Origin of the sequence: Vibrio thalassae (genome assembly GCF_900089835.1) — a bacterium.
GTDB classification, from domain to species: Bacteria; Pseudomonadota; Gammaproteobacteria; order Enterobacterales; family Vibrionaceae; genus Vibrio; species Vibrio thalassae.
Genome location: NZ_OANU01000004.1, coordinates 44,833 through 63,093, shown reverse-complemented (window position 1 = coordinate 63,093; position 18,261 = coordinate 44,833). Strand labels below are relative to the sequence as shown.

The 18,261-nt window shown below is 45.3% G+C and carries 18 protein-coding genes; 4 read left to right on the top strand and 14 right to left on the bottom strand.

Annotation, left to right across the window (positions count from 1 at the left end):
* Positions 1–56 precede the first annotated feature (56 nt).
* The 12 genes from holB to yceD all read right to left on the bottom strand — a co-directional run bounded on the left by holB (position 57) and on the right by yceD (position 9,745).
* Complete coding sequence (gene holB, locus VTH8203_RS03310; protein ID WP_096992373.1) at positions 57–1,013, bottom strand: DNA polymerase III subunit delta'; 957 nt, start codon at positions 1,011–1,013, stop codon at positions 57–59.
* A 3-nt stretch (positions 1,014–1,016) separates the two neighbouring features.
* Complete coding sequence (gene tmk, locus VTH8203_RS03305) at positions 1,017–1,655, bottom strand: dTMP kinase (RefSeq protein WP_096992372.1); 639 nt, start codon at positions 1,653–1,655, stop codon at positions 1,017–1,019.
* A complete protein-coding gene (gene mltG / locus VTH8203_RS03300) occupies positions 1,652–2,668 on the bottom strand; it encodes an endolytic transglycosylase MltG (RefSeq protein WP_096992371.1) in 1,017 nt (338 codons plus the stop codon). The genes tmk and mltG overlap by 4 nt, the downstream gene beginning before the upstream one ends.
* Positions 2,665–3,468, bottom strand: coding sequence for an aminodeoxychorismate lyase (gene pabC / locus VTH8203_RS03295; RefSeq protein WP_096992370.1), 804 nt, complete (start codon positions 3,466–3,468; stop codon positions 2,665–2,667). Before pabC ends, mltG begins: the two co-directional genes overlap by 4 nt.
* A gap of 81 nt (positions 3,469–3,549) precedes the next feature.
* Positions 3,550–4,791, bottom strand: coding sequence for a beta-ketoacyl-ACP synthase II (gene fabF, locus VTH8203_RS03290; protein WP_096992369.1), 1,242 nt, complete (start codon positions 4,789–4,791; stop codon positions 3,550–3,552).
* A 94-nt stretch (positions 4,792–4,885) separates the two neighbouring features.
* Complete coding sequence (gene acpP, locus VTH8203_RS03285; protein ID WP_004406112.1) at positions 4,886–5,119, bottom strand: acyl carrier protein; 234 nt, start codon at positions 5,117–5,119, stop codon at positions 4,886–4,888.
* A gap of 162 nt (positions 5,120–5,281) precedes the next feature.
* A complete protein-coding gene (fabG, locus tag VTH8203_RS03280) occupies positions 5,282–6,016 on the bottom strand; it encodes a 3-oxoacyl-ACP reductase FabG (protein WP_158296042.1) in 735 nt (244 codons plus the stop codon).
* A gap of 16 nt (positions 6,017–6,032) precedes the next feature.
* Positions 6,033–6,956, bottom strand: coding sequence for an ACP S-malonyltransferase (fabD, locus tag VTH8203_RS03275; RefSeq protein ID WP_096992367.1), 924 nt, complete (start codon positions 6,954–6,956; stop codon positions 6,033–6,035).
* Between the two features lie 56 nt (positions 6,957–7,012).
* Positions 7,013–7,963 (bottom strand): beta-ketoacyl-ACP synthase III, encoded by a 951-nt coding sequence (locus tag VTH8203_RS03270; protein WP_096992366.1) that lies wholly within the window; start codon positions 7,961–7,963, stop codon positions 7,013–7,015.
* A 5-nt stretch (positions 7,964–7,968) separates the two neighbouring features.
* Positions 7,969–8,994, bottom strand: a complete 1,026-nt coding sequence (plsX, locus tag VTH8203_RS03265; RefSeq protein ID WP_096992365.1) for a phosphate acyltransferase PlsX — start codon at positions 8,992–8,994, stop codon at positions 7,969–7,971.
* Between the two features lie 9 nt (positions 8,995–9,003).
* A complete protein-coding gene (gene rpmF / locus VTH8203_RS03260) occupies positions 9,004–9,174 on the bottom strand; it encodes a 50S ribosomal protein L32 (protein WP_031493499.1) in 171 nt (56 codons plus the stop codon).
* 43 nt (positions 9,175–9,217) lie between these two features.
* Positions 9,218–9,745: a 23S rRNA accumulation protein YceD gene (gene yceD, locus VTH8203_RS03255; protein WP_096992364.1), complete on the bottom strand. Its 528-nt coding sequence runs from the start codon at positions 9,743–9,745 to the stop codon at positions 9,218–9,220.
* Positions 9,746–9,880: 135 nt separating this feature from the next.
* Between yceD and VTH8203_RS03250 the strand changes: the two genes are divergently transcribed.
* Positions 9,881–10,465, top strand: coding sequence for a Maf family protein (locus tag VTH8203_RS03250; RefSeq protein ID WP_096992363.1), 585 nt, complete (start codon positions 9,881–9,883; stop codon positions 10,463–10,465).
* A gap of 72 nt (positions 10,466–10,537) precedes the next feature.
* Here VTH8203_RS03250 and rluC read toward each other — a convergent pair whose 3' ends face one another.
* Positions 10,538–11,485: a 23S rRNA pseudouridine(955/2504/2580) synthase RluC gene (rluC, locus tag VTH8203_RS03245; protein WP_096992362.1), complete on the bottom strand. Its 948-nt coding sequence runs from the start codon at positions 11,483–11,485 to the stop codon at positions 10,538–10,540.
* Between the two features lie 618 nt (positions 11,486–12,103).
* On the opposite strand from rluC, the gene rne reads away from it, so the two are divergent.
* Positions 12,104–15,067, top strand: a complete 2,964-nt coding sequence (gene rne / locus VTH8203_RS03240) for a ribonuclease E (RefSeq protein ID WP_096992465.1) — start codon at positions 12,104–12,106, stop codon at positions 15,065–15,067.
* Between the two features lie 324 nt (positions 15,068–15,391).
* Positions 15,392–16,951, top strand: coding sequence for a SulP family inorganic anion transporter (locus VTH8203_RS03235; protein WP_096992361.1), 1,560 nt, complete (start codon positions 15,392–15,394; stop codon positions 16,949–16,951).
* Positions 16,952–16,986: 35 nt separating this feature from the next.
* Here VTH8203_RS03235 and VTH8203_RS03230 read toward each other — a convergent pair whose 3' ends face one another.
* Positions 16,987–17,271 carry a YeaC family protein gene (locus VTH8203_RS03230; RefSeq protein ID WP_096992360.1) on the bottom strand — a complete coding sequence of 95 codons (285 nt, stop codon included), beginning with the start codon at positions 17,269–17,271 and terminating at the stop codon, positions 16,987–16,989.
* 141 nt (positions 17,272–17,412) lie between these two features.
* On the opposite strand from VTH8203_RS03230, the gene VTH8203_RS03225 reads away from it, so the two are divergent.
* Positions 17,413–18,231 (top strand): DUF2989 domain-containing protein, encoded by an 819-nt coding sequence (locus VTH8203_RS03225; RefSeq protein WP_096992359.1) that lies wholly within the window; start codon positions 17,413–17,415, stop codon positions 18,229–18,231.
* Positions 18,232–18,261 lie beyond the last annotated feature (30 nt).

The window sequence follows — 18,261 nt, the reverse complement described above, 5'->3', positions numbered from 1 at the left end:
TGATTGGCAAACCAACCTCGCTGCAAAAAAATAGACAGCAATGGCTAATTCTAGACTTAATTCAATCCATAAAGCCAATTAGACACGAGTAATTCCGTGTTAAGGCCGGGGAAAGAGCGCAATTGTTCTGTGAGTGCTTGCAACGACTGGGTATGTGTATAAAGACTTTCATAACCATAAACGTCGGCAATTTGACTGGCTTCTGGCAGAGAAACGCGAATATCAATCCCTAAGGATGCTTTTTGCGCACCATTAAGCAGTAACCACAACCAATTGAGTTGAATCGACACTTCACTATCATTTTTCAACAATGTAGTGATAAATTCATTCGTATCCAAACCATCGCTACGAATGAAAGCGACAAATGCTGCAATCAGCGCCTGATACTGCTTACCTTGCCCCGATTCAACAAAGCGCAGCGTGGAGATTGGCTCAAAATGACAAAGCAGTGCTGAGTGATACGGAACCGCCTGTCCAAGCTCGCTACTGACCCAATCGATACACATCTGTTCTGAAGGCGTAGCGACATGCCACACTTCGCATCGACTTCTAATCGTCGGCAATAGCAACTTGGTATTCTCAGTCGACAAGATAAACACGCATTGAGCAGGAGGCTCTTCAAGTGTTTTTAGTAACGCATTAGCAGCAGAAGGGTTCATTCTGTCCGCTTGCGGAATCACAATAACTCGATAGTGACCGAACTGAGAAGACTCGATCGCCCACTTGTTGGCTTGTCGTATTTGTTCCACCGATAGGGATTTTTTGTCCTTTTCAGGCAGCACATAATGCACGTCAGGATGTGCACTTGCCTTAAGTAAATCACAACAGTGACAAAAACCACACGGCTCGGATCGATCGTTTTGGCACATCAATCCCGCAACGTATCGTTCTACTAGGGATTTTGGAGCTAGGCCGTACTTAGCTTGAATCAACATCGCACCGGGAATATGCTGACGTTCGAGATTATCCTTGAGCTTCGACCAAATAGGAACTAACCACGGATAGACTGGCATAACCTACCCTTTTTGCTCTGCTAACCAAGTACGCACAGCTTGTTGAATAGAACTCTGTACGTCCTCAATCTTCTGGCTTGCATCGATAATTACAACGGATTCATCACTGTTCGCCATCTCAAGATAGCGTTCGCGGGTGCGTTCAAAGAAACTGATATCCATTTTCTCGATCCGATCAAGTTCGCCACGTCCACGCGCGCGCTCAAGACCTAACCGTGGGTCAATATCCAGATACAAGGTGAAGTCTGGTTTAAAATCGCCAATAGCAATGCGTTTTAACGACGACATCACAGTTTGGTCGATTTCACGGCCTCCCCCTTGATAAGCTTGCGAAGACATATCATGCCTGTCTCCAATAACCCAAGCGCCTTTTGCCAGCGCTGGCTTTATCACAGTTTCAACCAACTGGATACGTGATGCATACATTAGCAACAACTCAGCACGATCTTGTAGCGGTTCACCTTCGTGCTCCTCTTTCACCAAAGCTCGCATTTTTTCCGCAAGAACTGTCCCTCCAGGCTCGCGAGTATTGACGATATCCTGAATGCCTGCTGCATCCAACTCAGCTCGCAGTGTACTGATCGCAGTGCTTTTACCTGCGCCTTCTAGTCCTTCAATGACGATAAATTTAGCTTGGCTCATTTTTTACTTCTTAATTGTCTTAAGTATTGTTGGACCGCTCTGTTGTGGTCTCGTAGATTTTTTGAAAACACATGGCCGCCAGTACCACTAGCTACAAAGTACAGGTAGTTACTGTTTTCTGGGTTCATTGCGGCAAGAATAGAGGCCTTACCCGGCATAGCAATAGGCGTTGGGGGTAAACCATCAATGACGTAAGTGTTGTAAGGCGTTGCCTCTCTTAAGTCTTTCTTTCTGATATTGCCATCATAGCGGTCACCCATACCATAAATGACGGTCGGATCGGTTTGCAATCGCATACGTTTATTCAGTCGATTAACAAAAACCGCCGCTACACGCTCGCGTTCTGATGGAACTGATGTTTCTTTTTCAATAATTGAGGCAAGTATAAGCGCTTCATAGCTATTTTTTAGCGGCAATTTATCTTGTCTGGAGGCCCAACTCTGCTCAAGAATAACATCAAGCTTTCGATGCGCGCGCTTTAGAATATCTAAATCGCTATCGCCAACAGAATAGTGGTATGTTTCCGCAAGAAACAACCCTTCAAGTTTATCATGTTCAATACCTAGTTGACGTGCTATCTCAGCTTCTGTTAACCCGTCAGTTTCATGTTCCAGGTATTCTGCCTGTTTGAACTGCTCACGCCACTCTTTAAAGGTAGATCCTTCAATGAAGGTGATAGCGAGTTGATACTCTTTGCCATTGATGATCGTGTTCAGGGCTTGCTCAAACGTCATTCCGGGTAGCACTTCGAAAGTGCCTACTTTAATTTGAGTCAAATTAGGATGAAAACGACGAACCAATGTCGAAAACTGGGTAGGGTTAATCCATTGATCATCTACGAATTTTGAAATAATGGTATTAAGATTGTTGCCGCGTTCGACTGTGACAAGGTGCGGCTGTTCGATCTTTAAAGGCTGAGCAATGAAGTCAGTTACGCTCTGTTTAACATATAAAAACCCACCCACCGCGAGTGCCGCTAAAAGGCACATCGTCAACAAAAACTTCTTTATCACTGACCTAACTTCTCCTGAATACGTCGTGTCATGTTTCCAATAGGGAATTGAGCATCCTGAATTTTGGTGACCGGTGCAACCCCTAAAATACAATTGCTAACGAATATCTCATCAGCAGCCTTCAATGTGCTGAGCTTGAAGGAATCAATAACTATGGGACACTCATCTTGAGCCACTATTCGCAATACCTCACCTCGCATCACGCCTTCGACTCCTGCCATTTTGAGACTTGGAGTATGAAGCACACCATCTTTAAACCAAAAGATGTTCGCCATCGTGGTTTCGATAACGTTACCTTCAATATCCAACACGATCCCATCGATATGTCCACTACGCTCAACGTGTTCTTTGGCGAGGATTTGTTCTAAACGGTTGTTGTGTTTTAACCCAGCCAGTAGCGGATTTAATCCCAAACTGATATCACAAAGCGTCATTTCAAGACCAGAACGACGAAGTTCAATGTAGCTCGCAGGAAACTCGAACTGGCTGAGAGTAATCAGAGGACCTCGATTGACATTGGGACTATAACCTCGTCCTCCCTCGCCTCGGCTAACATGGATTTTGATGCCAGCGAGTACTTTAGGTGATGCAAGCTTATCAATATCGCTCTTTAACTTGTGCCAATCAACGGGCGAAATCTTGAGTTGAGACAGCGCCCGTTCCATTCGCTTAACGTGCTGATCCCACAACTGCATTTTGCCTGACTTGGTTAGAATTGTTGTAAAGCAACCGTCACCATATTGAAAACTTCTGTCTGTGACTGAAACATGGTCAACTTGGCTTCCATCTCGCCAAAACATAGTACTTCCTTTAAAAACAAAACGGCTTAATGCTAAGCATCAAGCCGTTTGAATACAAGTGTCTTGTAAGATTAGCGCGGGTTACATCTTTTTGAAAATCAATGAACCGTTAGTGCCGCCAAATCCAAATGAGTTACAAAGTGCATATTCCATGTCAACTTTGCGTGCAGTATGTGGTACTAAGTCTACATCACACTCTGGATCTGGATTGTCTAAGTTAATCGTTGGTGGAACAATTTGATCAACCAAAGACATAATAGTGATGATCGCTTCTGCAGAACCTGCCGCACCTAAAAGGTGGCCAGTCATCGATTTTGTCGACGATACCAACACTTTCTTCGCGCCTTCTTCACCAAGAGCACGTTTAATGCCTTTGATCTCTGCAACGTCACCAGCAGGTGTTGACGTACCATGAGCGTTGACATAACCGATTTGTTCGCCAGTAATGCCTGCATCATGAAGTGCCGCTTCCATTGCTAGAGCGCCACCAGAGCCATCTTCACTCGGTGAGGTCATGTGGTAAGCGTCACCACTCATGCCAAAGCCAACAAGCTCGGCATAAATTTTTGCACCACGTGCTTTGGCATGCTCATACTCTTCAAGCACGATCATACCAGCGCCGTCACCTAGTACGAAACCGTCGCGCTCAACGTCCCAAGGGCGTGACGCTTTTTGTGGTTCATCGTTACGAGTAGATAGCGCTTTAGCCGCACCAAAACCCGCCATACCAAGTGGTGTAGACGCTTTTTCTGAGCCGCCCGCTACCATTGCTTCTGCGTCACCATACGCAATCATACGTGCTGCATGACCAATATTGTGAAGACCGGTCGTACATGCGGTTGAGATCGCAATGTTAGGACCACGAAGCCCAGCAAGAATAGAAAGTTGGCCAGCAACCATGTTTACGATAGTCGACGGTACAAAGAAAGGACTTACGCGACGAGGGCCTTTCGTTACCAACGCTTGATGTCCCGCTTCAATGAGATCAAGACCGCCAATACCAGAACCTATAGCGACACCGATTCGGTGTTGGTTTTCTGGAGTGACTTCTAGACCAGAGTCTTTGAGAGCGTGCATACCTGCTACGATGCCATATTGGATAAACAAATCCATTTTCTTAGCATCTTTTTTAGACACGTATTCACTACCATCAAAGTCTTTTACTAAGCCAGCGAAACGAGTTGAAAAATCGGTTGTATCGAAATGTTCAATATTTACGATACCACTCTTACCCTCTAAAAGGGCTTTCCATGAAGATTCTACGGTGTTGCCTACCGGTGACAACATACCCATGCCAGTGACAACAACACGACGCTTGGACACGATTTTATTCTCCGGGATATTTGTGATTCTATGTGAAAGGATAGAAGACGTTTAAAAAAATACAGGCGGCCAGAAGGCCGCCTGGAAAGAGATATTACTGAGCGCTGTTTACGTAGTCGATAGCAGCTTGAACAGTAGTGATCTTCTCAGCTTCTTCGTCAGGAATCTCAGTGTCGAATTCCTCTTCTAGAGCCATTACTAGCTCAACTGTATCTAGAGAATCTGCACCTAGATCGTCAACAAAAGAAGCTTCGTTCTTAACTTCTGCTTCGTCTACACCTAGCTGTTCAACAATGATTTTCTTTACGCGTTCTTCGATGTTGCTCATTTTTCTTTTCCTTTACAGATTTCGCTTTATGCGATGTTTCCGTAGTTTATTCGAACTATTGAAAGTTGCAAGGGGGTCCTTGCTGGTCAAACCACAATTTTAGCGAATTTAACCGAAATTCAGCACATTTTTGAATTAAATCATGCACAAATGTTGCACAGATCAAACCATGTACATGCCACCATTTACATGAAGGGTTTCACCTGTGATGTATGCCGCTTCTGGCGATGCAAGGAATGCAACAGCAGATGCGATCTCACGAGGGTCACCTAAACGACCAGCAGGTACGTTGGCTAGTGTAGCAGCTCGTTGCTCATCATTCAGTGCTTTTGTCATATCAGTTTCGATAAAACCTGGTGCAACTGTGTTCACGGTCACACCGCGAGAAGCGACTTCACGTGCCATTGACTTAGTAAAACCAATAACACCCGCTTTTGCTGCAGCGTAGTTGGTTTGACCAGCGTTACCCATAGTACCGACAACAGAACCGACATTGATGATGCGTCCTTGACGCTTTTTCATCATTCCGCGAAGCACTGCTTTAGATAAACGGAAGATAGACGTTAGGTTGGTGTCCATAATATCTGTCCACTCATCGTCCTTCATACGCATCAGCAGGTTGTCACGAGTGATACCAGCGTTATTTATAAGAATGTCGATTGCACCAAAATCAGCGTTGATCTGCTTCAGTACTGCTTCGATTGAGTCGGTATCTGTCACGTTTAGTGCCAAACCTTTACCATTCTCACCTAAATACTCGCTGATCGCCGCAGCACCATTTTCAGATGTTGCTGTACCGATTACTGTTGCACCGCGTTCTACCAATAACTCAGCAATTGAGCGACCGATACCACGGCTAGCACCTGTTACTAAGGCAATTTTGCCTTCAAGGTTCATCATTATCGCGTTCCTTTTATTTTACCGCTTCAAGTGATGCAGCGTCGTTTACTGCTGCAGCGCTTAACGTCTTAACGATTCGCTTCGTTAGACCTGTTAGTACTTTTCCAGGACCAAGTTCCAGTAATTTCTCAACGCCTTGCTCACTCATTTTCTCAACACCTTCAGTCCATCGAACTGGGCTATAAAGTTGGCGAACAAGTGCGTCTTTGATTTTCGCGGGATCGGTTTCCGCCGCAACGTCAACATTGTTGATCACTGGGATTGTAGGAGTGTTGAATTCAAGTGCTTCTAGCGCAACAGCCAATTTGTCAGCAGCCGGTTTCATCAGTGCACAATGCGATGGTACTGACACAGGTAAAGGCAGAGCACGTTTTGCGCCTGCTTCTTTACAAAGTGCACCAGCACGTTCTACCGCCGCTTTGTTACCGGCAATCACTACTTGGCCCGGTGAGTTGAAGTTAACTGGAGAAACCACTTCGTCTTGTGCTGCTTCTTCACAAGCTTTTGCAATTGCGTCATCATCTAGACCGATAATGGCGTACATTGCGCCTACGCCTGCTGGTACTGCTTCTTGCATTAATTGACCACGAAGCTCAACCAGTTTAATCGCTTCTTTAAAATCGATAACACCAGCACAAACTAACGCAGAATATTCACCAAGGCTATGACCAGCCAAAAGCGCTGGTTGCTCTAGTCCTTGCTCTTGCCATACGCGCCAGATAGCCACTGAAGAGGCCAACAAAGCTGGCTGAGTGCGGTGAGTCTGGCTTAAATCCTCTGCTGGGCCATTTTGAACTAATGCCCAAAGATCATAGCCCAATACTTCAGATGCCTCGGCAAATGTTGCCTTGACTACATCATGTTGCTCGCCTAGCTCTGCCAGCATTCCAACAGTTTGTGATCCCTGACCTGGGAACACGATTGCAAAATTACTCATCGTTATTTCCTTAAACAACGCAATCTAGATTTGAATTGGTGTGAATCGTGTCGGGACTATAAGCGAACTAACACTGAACCCCATGTAAATCCACCACCAAAAGCTTCTAACAACAGGTTTTGTCCACGTTTAATACGGCCGTCTCGTACTGCTTCATCTAATGCAGTAGGTACCGTCGCTGCTGAAGTATTTCCGTGACGATCAAGGGTAACCACCACCTGGTCCATTGACATACCCAGCTTTTTCGCTGTTGCTGAAATAATTCGATAATTCGCTTGATGCGGAACTAACCAGTCAAGTTCTGACTTATCCATATCGTTTGCAGCAAGTGTATCTTTAACCAAGTTAGACAATTGTGTCACTGCAACTTTAAAGACTTCATTACCTGACATGTTCAGCCATTTATCTAGTTCACCACCACGCACTGGCATTTCAAGACTTAACAAATCGCCAAATCGACCATCCGCGTACAGGTGGGTAGAAATGATGCCCGGTTCCTCGCTGGCCCCAAGCACAACGGCTCCGGCAGCATCACCGAACAATATAATGGTGGAGCGGTCAATATCTTCAACCGTTTTAGATAAGCAATCAGAGCCAATAACCAAAACGTTTTTGGCCATTCCAGAACGAATATGCTGGTCAGCAACTGATAATGCATAAACAAAACCAGTACATGCTGCCGCCATATCAAATGCAGGACAACCTTTAATACCAAGTTTTGCTTGAACCTGACATGCGGACGATGGGAAAGCATGGCTGCTACTGGTTGTGGCTACAATAATCAGATCAATATCGTTCTTATCGATACCTGCCATTTCTATAGCTTTCACTGATGCTTCGTAGCCCATATCTGCAACCGTTTCGTCTTCAGCGGCAATTCGTCGCTCTTTGATACCTGTGCGAGTTACGATCCATTCATCTGTGGTATCTACCATTTTCTCTAGATCCGCGTTAGTACGAACCTGAGATGGCAGGTAGCTGCCTGTACCTAAAATTTTGCTATACATGAAGACTAATACTGCCTCTCGAGTAACACCGCTTCTAGACGATCGCTAATATGGTTCGGAACTTGGCGTTTAACCTCGTGAACCGCTTCGCCTATTGCATGAACAAGTGCTGAAATATCAGCACTTCCGTGGCTTTTTATGACAATGCCGCGCAATCCTAACAAACTTGCCCCGTTATACTGGTCGGGGTTCAGTGATTTCACCTCTGTTATGAGATCGGAAAACAATATTCTTGCTATCCATCCTTTCCATGTGGAGGCGGTCAGTTTCGCTTTTAATTTATCTAGAATAAGTTGAGCGGTTCCTTCGCACGCTTTTAACGCTGTGTTTCCAACAAACCCGTCGCATACAACTACATCAGCAGCGTCGTGTAGCAACTCATTGCCTTCGACGAATCCAATATAGTTGATAGATCGCGTTTGGGTAAGCATTTCGGCGCAACGCTTCACCAGGTCGTTGCCTTTTATTTCTTCAGCACCAATATTTAGAATGGCAACTTTTGGTTTTCTACCTAAATGTTGCTCTGCGAGTGCGCTGCCCATCACGGCAAACTGAAAAAGGGAATCGGCATCAACAGACGCATTCGCCCCTAAATCAAGCATCCAAGTCTTGTTACCGGATACTGTCGGCAATGCGGTCACTAGAGCTGGTCTATCAATACCTGGTAGTAGTTTTAGCCGGAAGCGAGATAACGCCATTAAAGCGCCGGTATTGCCACTACTTACACAAGCGTCAGCGTTTTCTGACTCAACGAGATCAATCGCGATACGCATTGAAGTATCGTGACTGTTTCTCAGCGCAAAGGAAGGCTTTTCTGAATTCGAGATGACTCGGTCACTATGCCTTACCTCTAAACGGGCACTGCGTTGGTAACCTAGTTGATTGAGTTGTGTATTTATCGACGGTTCGTCGCCGACAAGAACCACTTTTAGCTCTGGGAAAAGCGACAGTGCCTGCACGGCGGCAGGCACTGTTACGGAAGGACCGAAATCCCCGCCCATTGCATCAAGTGCAACGGTTATATTATGCAAAGGTCAACCTTACTTGTTGATAACCTTTTTGCCACGGTAGTAACCGTCAGCAGTCACATTGTGACGTAGGTGAGTTTCACCTGAAGTTGCGTCTACAGATAGTGCAGCTGAAGTTAGCGCATCATGTGAACGACGCATGCCACGCATAGAACGTGACTTCTTGCTTTTTTGTACGGCCATGGACCCTACTCCTATGTTAGTAATTTAAACGTCAGTAACTGTGTTACTCACGCTTTAAGCTCTTTAAAACATCAAATGGATTTGGCTTATCTTCTGGAACTTCATCCGGAATATCTCCAAAAACCATGTTGTTTGAGTCAACGCTACAATCTGCTATATCGTGCATTGCGACTTGAGGCAGGTTTAAGATGAACTCGTCTTCAACTAGTTGTATGAGATCGACCTCACCGTACTCATTAAGATCTACCAAATCGTAATCTTCCGGTGCATCCTCTTCACTTTTCTCACTATAGTAAGGAGTATAAGTGAATTGAACTTCGCACAAATGTGTGAAAATCTCATTACAACGCTGACATTCCAAATCAACTTCGATGTTAGCTTTACCAGAGATAACAACGAGTCGCTGTTCATCATGCCCAAAGGACAATGTCACTTCAGCATCGCGTTTTACGCTACTAACTGACTCGCTCAGACGCTTAAAAAGACTCACTTGGATGATGCCATCAAAGTCCAATCTTTTCTGTGCTGTCTTACCCGGGTCAACAGTTCGCGGTATTTTTACCTTTTGCATAGGGCGCGAATATTATCTTCCAAAACGGATTTAGTCAAAGAAAAAGGCTAAAAAGTTGTACTTTTTTTGCCTACAGATTAAGAATCTAACATTATGTCTAGAATCTGCAATTATGATAAGAAAAACTGTCCCAAAATGAAAACAATTCGACTTATTTTAGCTTCAACGTCTCCGTACCGTGCGGAGCTTTTATCCAAATTAGGTCTGGAGTTTGAAGCTATCGCACCAAACGTTGAAGAAACAGCACAAGCGCACGAAACAGCAACACAGCTCGTCCAGCGCTTAGCGTTAGAAAAAGCAACTGCGTTACAACAGGAGAAAGATGCCATCATTATTGGCAGCGATCAGGTTTGTGTCATTGACGATACGATCATCGGCAAACCATTGAATCGCAACAATGCCATACACCAACTTCAGCAACAGAGCGGCAAAACGATTCGTTTCTATACTGGCCTTGCCCTTTACAACACCACAACTCAACAATCGGAAACCATTGTCGATACCTTTGACGTCACTTTCCGTGAGCTTACAACTGCCCAAATTGAGCGTTACGTTGATATGGAAGAACCATTTTACTGCGCTGGAAGCTTTAAGAGTGAAGGCCTCGGCATCACACTGTTTAGCCAACTTGATGGCAAAGATCCGAATACCCTAGTCGGCCTTCCGCTCATTGATTTAGTCACACTACTTCAGAAACAGGGCGTCTCGCCACTTGCTTAAGAATCAAAGGCCATAAACAACAAAGCGGAATGTATCTTGGTCGATACACTCCGCTCTGTTAAACGTCGGTTATTAAACTGCCGCTATAAGCTTCTTAAGTACCTGCTGCAATTTTGGCTCCATCTGTGCGTGGATTTCCATTTTCTCATCGCTTGCTGGGTGCGTGAAAATAATGTTTGCAGCATGCAGGAACAAACGATCAAGACCAACTTTGGCCGTGTACGCATCAAATCGACGATCGCCATAACGGTCATCCCAGGCAATTGGGTGACCCGTGTACTGTGTATGAACGCGAATTTGGTGCGTGCGTCCGGTAATAGGACTTGCTTGAAGCAGCGTAGCTTGTTCGAACGACTCGATTACCTTAAAGCGTGTCTCTGAAGGTTTTCCATTAGGATTGACTCTAACGATACTGTTCACTTCATTTTTTAACAACGGCGCTTTCACCACGCGACAGCTAGGTTTCCATTTGCCCATGACCAGAGCATAGTAATACTTCTGTACCGTCTTCTCGCGAAATTGAGCTTGCAAGTGACGTAACGCCGAGCGCTTCTTCGCGACTAAAAGAATACCAGAGGTATCACGATCTATCCGGTGCACTAACTCTAAGAACCGAGCTTGCGGGCGCAGCGCTCTTAATGCCTCGATCGCCCCAAACTTAAGACCACTGCCACCATGAACCGCGATACCTGACGGCTTGTTTAAGATCAGCAGATGGTCGTCTTCATAGATAATTTGTGACTCTAGCTCCGCTACCTGATTCAATTTTGTACTGATTGGCGTGTCTTCTTGCTTCTCTTCTAGGGTAACAGGAGGAATACGCACACTATCACCGGCTTGAAGCTTATACTCTGCCTTTACACGTTTTTTATTTACGCGAACTTCACCCTTGCGCACAATTCGGTACACAACACTCTTGGGGATGTTTTTTAATTGGTTGCGCAAAAAGTTATCAATGCGCTGACCAGCCATATCGTCGTCGATATCGACAAATTGGACTTTAGTTCTAATTTCACTCATTTCGTTATTATAACATTCAAAGCGACAAGAAAATAACGCTTTCTATTGGTATTTTTGTCGATGACGTGCCGGATAAATCGTCTATAACGATTGGCTTATTGATTGTCTGGACAAGCTGTGGATAGAAATCAACCAGTTTGAGTTGGCTTTTGCCTTGGTCCAGATATTATCGCTTAAAATCAGCATATTAAACGTACATTGATTAGGCTGAATCAGAATTTTTTCTGTGGTTTATACTAAAGCTGATTGCTGATATTTCGCTGCGCTGCTATAGTTCACAGCTGCAATGGATAATTAAAATCGATTTATCATATGTCGATATTATCTTTGAGCAATTTTAACTATGAGTAGAACGCTTAGTATTGAGACGCAGCAACTGGCATAAGACGTTGATAGCTAAGACTTCCTTGTCACCTACTCACGTAATCGTGTTGAGTATTACCGCCACATACGCGGAGCACACAGCCAAAGTTCTGTGTGAAGACTGTAGTGCCCAAGAGCATCCCTTCCAGCCGGGAGGCTGCATTTAACAAAGCCATGGGATCCGGCACCGCGAATTACGAAAACTGTGACAAGAGCAATGATGAAAACAAAGAAAATACAACGAGAATTTCTGCAATGAAAAGAATGTTAATTAACGCAACTCAAAAAGAAGAGTTGCGTGTCGCTTTGGTCGATGGCCAGCGACTATTCGATCTTGATATCGAAAGTCCAGGTCACGAATCTAAAAAAGCGAACATCTACAAAGGACGTATCACTCGAGTTGAGCCTAGCCTAGAGGCTGCTTTTGTTGACTACGGTGCCGAGCGCCACGGTTTCCTCCCTCTTAAAGAAATTGCACGCGAATACTTCCCTGAAGGCTACACCTACCAAGGTCGCCCAAGCATCAAAGATGTCTTGAGCGAAGGCCAAGAAGTGATCGTGCAAGTTGAGAAAGAAGAACGTGGTAGCAAAGGTGCTGCATTAACAACCTTCATCTCTCTAGCAGGTAGCTACTTAGTACTAATGCCTAACAACCCTCGCGCTGGCGGTATTTCTCGTCGCATTGAAGGTGAAGAGCGTACAGAACTAAAAGCCGCTCTGAGCACTCTAGAACTACCACAAGGTATGGGCCTAATAGTTCGTACCGCGGGCGTAGGCAAAAGTGCCGAAGAGCTTGAGTGGGATTTGCGTTTCCTCCTAAACAACTGGGAAAACATTAAGGGTGCAGCAGACCAAAACCCTGCTCCTTTCTTAATCCATCAAGAAAGTAACGTTATCGTTCGTGCACTTCGTGACTACCTACGTCGCGATATCGGCGAGATCTTGATTGATAGCAACACCATCTACGAGCGTGCTCGCCAGCACATTCAATTGGTTCGCCCAGACTTTGTTAACCGAGTGAAGAAATACGAAGGTGAAGTACCGCTATTTAGTCACTATCAGATTGAAAGCCAGATCGAGTCAGCGTTCCAGCGTGAAGTGAGGCTTCCATCTGGTGGTTCTATTGTTATTGACCCAACTGAGGCACTTACGTCTATCGATATCAACTCTGCCCGCGCTACCAAAGGCAGCGATATCGAAGAAACTGCACTGAATACTAACCTTGAAGCAGCAGATGAAATTGCTCGTCAGCTACGTCTTCGCGACCTAGGCGGCTTAGTTGTTATCGACTTTATCGATATGACCCCAGTACGTCACCAACGCGAAGTAGAAAATCGCTTGCGTGAAGCTGTCCGAATTGACCGCGCCCGTGTTCAAATCGGTCGAATTTCTCGTTTTGGCCTATTGGAAATGTCTCGTCAACGCTTGAGCCCATCTTTGGCTGAAGCAAGTCATCACATTTGTCCACGTTGTACTGGTACGGGTGTGGTACGTGACAATGAGTCACTTGCGCTTTCGGTACTTCGTCTTATTGAAGAAGAAGCACTAAAAGACAACACGTCTCAAGCACTTGCTATTGTACCTGTGCCAATTGCTTCTTATCTACTGAACGAAAAACGTCGCTCTATTAACCATATTGAGCGCGTGCAAGAAGTGAAGATCACTATCGTTCCTGATTCAGACATGGAAACGCCTCACTTTGAAGTAATCCGTGTTCGTGAAGGTGAAGAGCAAGAACTGTTGTCATACTTGCTACCTAAGAAGCTAGAAGCACTCAAAGAAGCTGAAGCGAAAGAAGCTGAAGTTGATGCTAAACCGCGTAAGATTGAGCAGCCTGCATTACAAGGCTTTGCAACGCCTTCTCAAAATGCACCAACGCCAGCGCCTAAACCGAGTAAGCCAGCGAAGGAAAAAGCCAAAGAAGAAGAGAAGCAGCCTGGTCTGATTTCTCGTATTCTATCTGCAATCGGATCATTCTTCTCTTCTAACGAAGAGCCTGAGAAAGAAGCGGAAACGAAGGACGAAGCGCCTAAGAATCGCAACGGTAGACAACGTCGCAATAGAAACAACGACCAACGTCGTCGCAACAATAAAGATTCTCGCGATAATGATCGTAACAAGAATCGCCGTAACAAACCGGCTCGAGAAGAAGAGAAAGAGTCTAACGACAATGCTCAAGAGTCACGCAAACAGCAAAATCGTCGCGGTAAGCAGCAAGATCGTCGTAATAAAAAGCGCGATGAAGCAGCCGGCAAATCAAAAGTAGAAGAGCAAGGTCAGCAAATCGCAGCTGATGTTCAAGCTGAGAAAAAAGCACCTCGTTCTGAAGAAAAAGCGGCGAAAGTTAAAGAGCGCCGTCAGCGTCGTAAGCTTTCTAAGCAAGTGCGCGTAAAAGATCAAAAAGCACAACAAGAAGAGCAAGCGACTCAGGTTGTGTCTGTTGAGACAGCTCAAACTGCGGTAGAAAAGCCTCAAGCACCTGAAGCGGCAACAGAAGCACCTGCGAAAGAGGAAGGTAAACAACGTCGAAACCGTCGTTCACCTCGTCATCTGCGAGCAAGTGGTCAACGTCGTCGTCGCGGTCGCGATCGTCGCCCTAACCCATTCCGCTTGCGCAGAGGCGGTGTAGCTTCTCCTGAAATGGCGATGGGTAAAGTAATGCCGAGCTATGGCATTGTGGAGCCAAAGTCGAAAGCGAAGCCTGAAGCAGAAGTTCAAGAGTCAGTAGCCATCACAGGTGTTGCTATGCCTGAAATGGCAATGGGTAAGGTTATCGTAATGCGTAAACCTGCACCTGAAGCTATTGAAGCTCCTATCGCGGTAGAGCCAACGGTCGAACTAGCAACGGCAGCACCCGTGGTAGAGCCAGAAGAAGTTGTCACCGAGCCATTGGTAGAAACGACGCCAGCAGCTATCGCGCCTGTTGTAGAAGTCGCAGTTGAATCAGAGCCAAAAGTCGAAGTTGAGGCTTCAGCAACCACACATACAACGGTTGTAGAGCCAGCGGTGACGACAGAACGTTCGACTGTAGAGAAAACCGTGGTTCGCTTTAAAGGACATGCGAGTGCTCCAATGGCTAAAGCGGAAGGCAAGCAAGAGCTAGGTGAAATCATCATCAATGCGGCTCCTGCTAAAACAGAGTGCTATCAACAGAAAGGTGCGGGCAGTCAAGTTGCTACCAACTCGGCATCAGCTGGAATGACCAAACCTAACTACTAATACATCCATTGGATGATTCGAAAAGGCTGCGATATCGCAGCCTTTTTTACAGGTCATGGACTATCACCCGAAATGACAACCGTTAGGGTCAACTAACGTAGAAACACTTTCTTTCAATATTGAAGTTTTGTTCACATTTCGGTAGCATTCCGAGCTTTGATTATTTCATCAACAATGCACCCAATCTATGTCACTCTCAGATTGGATAACGACGACGAATCATTTTCACTTACGCTATTGCTATAGCGATTCTACACTTTGAACGTCTAAATGCGCGTCGGATGAAATCCATATGAATCCAACAACATAAGTAAGCACAATTACATGTTTGAATTTCCACAGTTTTCAAAGCATTCGGTAAAAAACGATGTCCTATCGGGTCTTACCGTCGCATTAGCTTTGGTTCCAGAAGCCGTCGCTTTCGCTTTCGTTGCCGGTGTTGATCCAATGGTCGGCTTATACGCTGCCTTTATCGTCGGTTTAATCACATCTATCTTTGGTGGTCGCCCAGGTATGATCTCTGGCGCTACTGGCGCCATGGCAGTCGTTATGGTCAGCCTCGTTGCAACTCACGGTGTACAGTACCTTTTTGCTGCTATCATGCTAGCCGGTTTGCTGCAGATTAGCGCGGGATTGTTTAAATTGGGTAAGTTTATTCGCATGGTCCCTCATCCGGTTATGATAGGTTTTGTTAACGGTTTAGCTATTGTTATCTTCCTAGCGCAACTGGGACAGTTCAAAGCCCCAGATATTTCAGGTGCCCTTACTTGGCTTCCACAAGATCAAATGGTACTGATGCTTGGCTTAGTTGCTTTAACCATGGGTATTATTCACTTCTTGCCTAAGTTAACCACAGCAGTGCCATCGTCGTTAGTCGCTATCGTTACTGTTACTCTGTTAGTTCAGGGGCTTGGTTTGGACACACGCACGGTTGTCGACTTCCTCCGTTCTATGTCGGGTGATATGAACGCGACACTAGCAGGTTCACTGCCAGAGTTCTCTATCCCGGCCGTTCCATTGACCTTTGAAACTCTCCAAATCATTCTGCCGTATGCCATTATTCTCGCAGCCATCGGTTTGATCGAGTCACTATTGACCCTAACAGTCCTTGACGAAATGACCAACACTCGCGGTCAATCCAACCGTGAATGCGTCGGCCAAGGCCTAGCGAACGTAACCTGCTCTGTATTCGGAGCAATGGGTGGTTGTGCTATGATCGGCCAGTCGATGATTAACGTGAACTCTGGTGGTCGTGGTCGATTGTCAGGAATTGTTGCCGCAGTGGCGTTGTTGATGTTTATCTTGTTTGCAGCAGCACTTATCGAAATGATTCCATTAGCAGCGCTGGTAGGGGTTATGTTTATGGTTGTCATAGGTACATTCGAGTGGGCTACCTTCAAACTCGCTCGTCGCGTACCTAAACAAGATTTCTTCGTTATTGTCCTAGTGACTGTGGTTACCGTTCTTACAGACCTAGCCGTCGCGGTAGCGGTGGGCGTAATCGTATCAGCACTTATGTTTGCTTGGGAACACGCCAAACATATTTACGCGAGCAGCAATATCAACGCAGAAGGGTCAAAAGAGTATCATGTCAACGGACCAATTTTCTTTGGGTCTGCGGCAAACTTTTTGGAGTTATTTGACGCTAAGAACGATCCAGAAGATGTCATCGTCGATTTTGCTAATTCTCGCGTCGCAGACCACTCGGCAATTGAAGCTATTGAAACCTTAGCTGAACGTTATGCCGCTGTCGGAAAAATACTGCACTTAAGGCACTTGAGCCCTGATTGTCGTGCGCTTTTGCAAAAAGCAGGCAGTCTCGTAGAAATCAATGTGAAAGAAGATCCTAGCTACAAAGTTGCCACAGACGTGCTCGCAGGCTAATGACAAAACAAAAAAGGGGCTAATCGCCCCTTTTTCTATTCGTTACTCACTTTGACTCGCATAATATCTTGCTGCTCAGTGCTGAACTGCTTTTTGAGTTCCGCTTTGCTTTTAAAGCTAATTTCGCCCCCTGCTGCAACCGACATATGCTGCGGATCGACATTGTGCTTCGACTGATAAAGCATAACCGCTTGCATACAAGAATCTCTTTGATCCTGAGATAACCTACTACCTTCTGGCCAACGACCAGTTTCAGTGGCATACAGAAGTCTCTCATAAACATCAGGAGTCATGGCTTCTAAGAGTTGTTCTACGTCCATACTGAACCTTCTTTTTACTTGAACTCTCAGCCCTTTAAATTTCGGTTCTGAGAGGTTAATTCGTTACTCGAACGATAACGTGATGATACACTGAGTCAAGTTGAGTACGACAAATCAGTGTAATTGATCACAAGTAGTAGAATGAAATTACCTTATCTCCTAACCATCTTAGCAGCCACTTCACTATTATCCGGATGTTTCGAAACCCGTAAAAACACCGATCAACTTTGTGAAAATGAACCAAAGCTGAATTGTTCTTCGTTAAATATTAACGATGGCCAGTGTCGAGTTGCCAGAACAGACCTGATTTGGCATCGCAACGAAATGCTTAACGATCCTAGTGAAGCCAACCAGGTGAAAGATTATCATCTACTAAAAGAGTATCGAAAATGTCTAGAGTTAGCCTCACAGATCCAGCCTATCGAGCAAGCTGACCTTAAATCTAAAAGGTTTAACGCTCTTATGTATTCAATAGAAGAGCAAGATCGTATCACTCGTGAACTGGCCAATTCCACTTCACCAGAAACCCTCTATTTCCTTTGGAGCGAAACAGGTAGTCACGCCGCTAAACGCCGCTTTTTAGCCATGGAAAACACCGGGGCACTCGATACGGGTTCCATGCAATATGCTCTGGCTACCCACTATATTTCTCGCGACAAACTGAAAACCTATCGGTTGCTTAACCGTTCTCTTGAGCTTTCAAAGGGAGGGAAAGAGGTCAACAAAGAGGTCATAAAGTCTTTAGCTAGTGTCACTCAAAGCCTTGATCGACCGAGAGAATCCTACCTTTGGGCCATGGTCGGTAAGGAATTTGAGGTTCCGATTGCATCAGATAGTGAGCTCAGATTGCTGTTTGGTCTAACCGAAGAGGACTATCAACTATTAAATGATCAGGCAGAAAGGGTCGCCAAATTGATTGACAATGGTAGCTATACAAGCGATTCCATTCTTGAGCGATAAATGCCTCTACTGACAAGCAATTCGGGCTCA

What these genes read in the sequence shown, in the direction of transcription:
- acpP (WP_004406112.1), bottom strand. Translation starts at nt 5,119, where the DNA reads ATGAGCAACATCGAAGAACGCGTAAAGAAAATCATTGTTGAACAGCTA.
- pabC (WP_096992370.1), bottom strand. Translation starts at nt 3,468, where the DNA reads ATGTTTTGGCGAGATGGAAGCCAAGTTGACCATGTTTCAGTCACAGAC.
- rluC (WP_096992362.1), bottom strand. Translation starts at nt 11,485, where the DNA reads ATGAGTGAAATTAGAACTAAAGTCCAATTTGTCGATATCGACGACGAT.
- fabG (WP_158296042.1), bottom strand. Translation starts at nt 6,016, where the DNA reads ATGAACCTTGAAGGCAAAATTGCCTTAGTAACAGGTGCTAGCCGTGGT.
- VTH8203_RS03235 (WP_096992361.1), top strand. Translation starts at nt 15,392, where the DNA reads ATGTTTGAATTTCCACAGTTTTCAAAGCATTCGGTAAAAAACGATGTC.
- rpmF (WP_031493499.1), bottom strand. Translation starts at nt 9,174, where the DNA reads ATGGCCGTACAAAAAAGCAAGAAGTCACGTTCTATGCGTGGCATGCGT.
- yceD (WP_096992364.1), bottom strand. Translation starts at nt 9,745, where the DNA reads ATGCAAAAGGTAAAAATACCGCGAACTGTTGACCCGGGTAAGACAGCA.
- VTH8203_RS03250 (WP_096992363.1), top strand. Translation starts at nt 9,881, where the DNA reads ATGAAAACAATTCGACTTATTTTAGCTTCAACGTCTCCGTACCGTGCG.
- holB (WP_096992373.1), bottom strand. Translation starts at nt 1,013, where the DNA reads ATGCCAGTCTATCCGTGGTTAGTTCCTATTTGGTCGAAGCTCAAGGAT.
- tmk (WP_096992372.1), bottom strand. Translation starts at nt 1,655, where the DNA reads ATGAGCCAAGCTAAATTTATCGTCATTGAAGGACTAGAAGGCGCAGGT.
- VTH8203_RS03225 (WP_096992359.1), top strand. Translation starts at nt 17,413, where the DNA reads ATGAAATTACCTTATCTCCTAACCATCTTAGCAGCCACTTCACTATTA.
- rne (WP_096992465.1), top strand. Translation starts at nt 12,104, where the DNA reads ATGAAAAGAATGTTAATTAACGCAACTCAAAAAGAAGAGTTGCGTGTC.
- fabD (WP_096992367.1), bottom strand. Translation starts at nt 6,956, where the DNA reads ATGAGTAATTTTGCAATCGTGTTCCCAGGTCAGGGATCACAAACTGTT.
- VTH8203_RS03270 (WP_096992366.1), bottom strand. Translation starts at nt 7,963, where the DNA reads ATGTATAGCAAAATTTTAGGTACAGGCAGCTACCTGCCATCTCAGGTT.
- VTH8203_RS03230 (WP_096992360.1), bottom strand. Translation starts at nt 17,271, where the DNA reads ATGGACGTAGAACAACTCTTAGAAGCCATGACTCCTGATGTTTATGAG.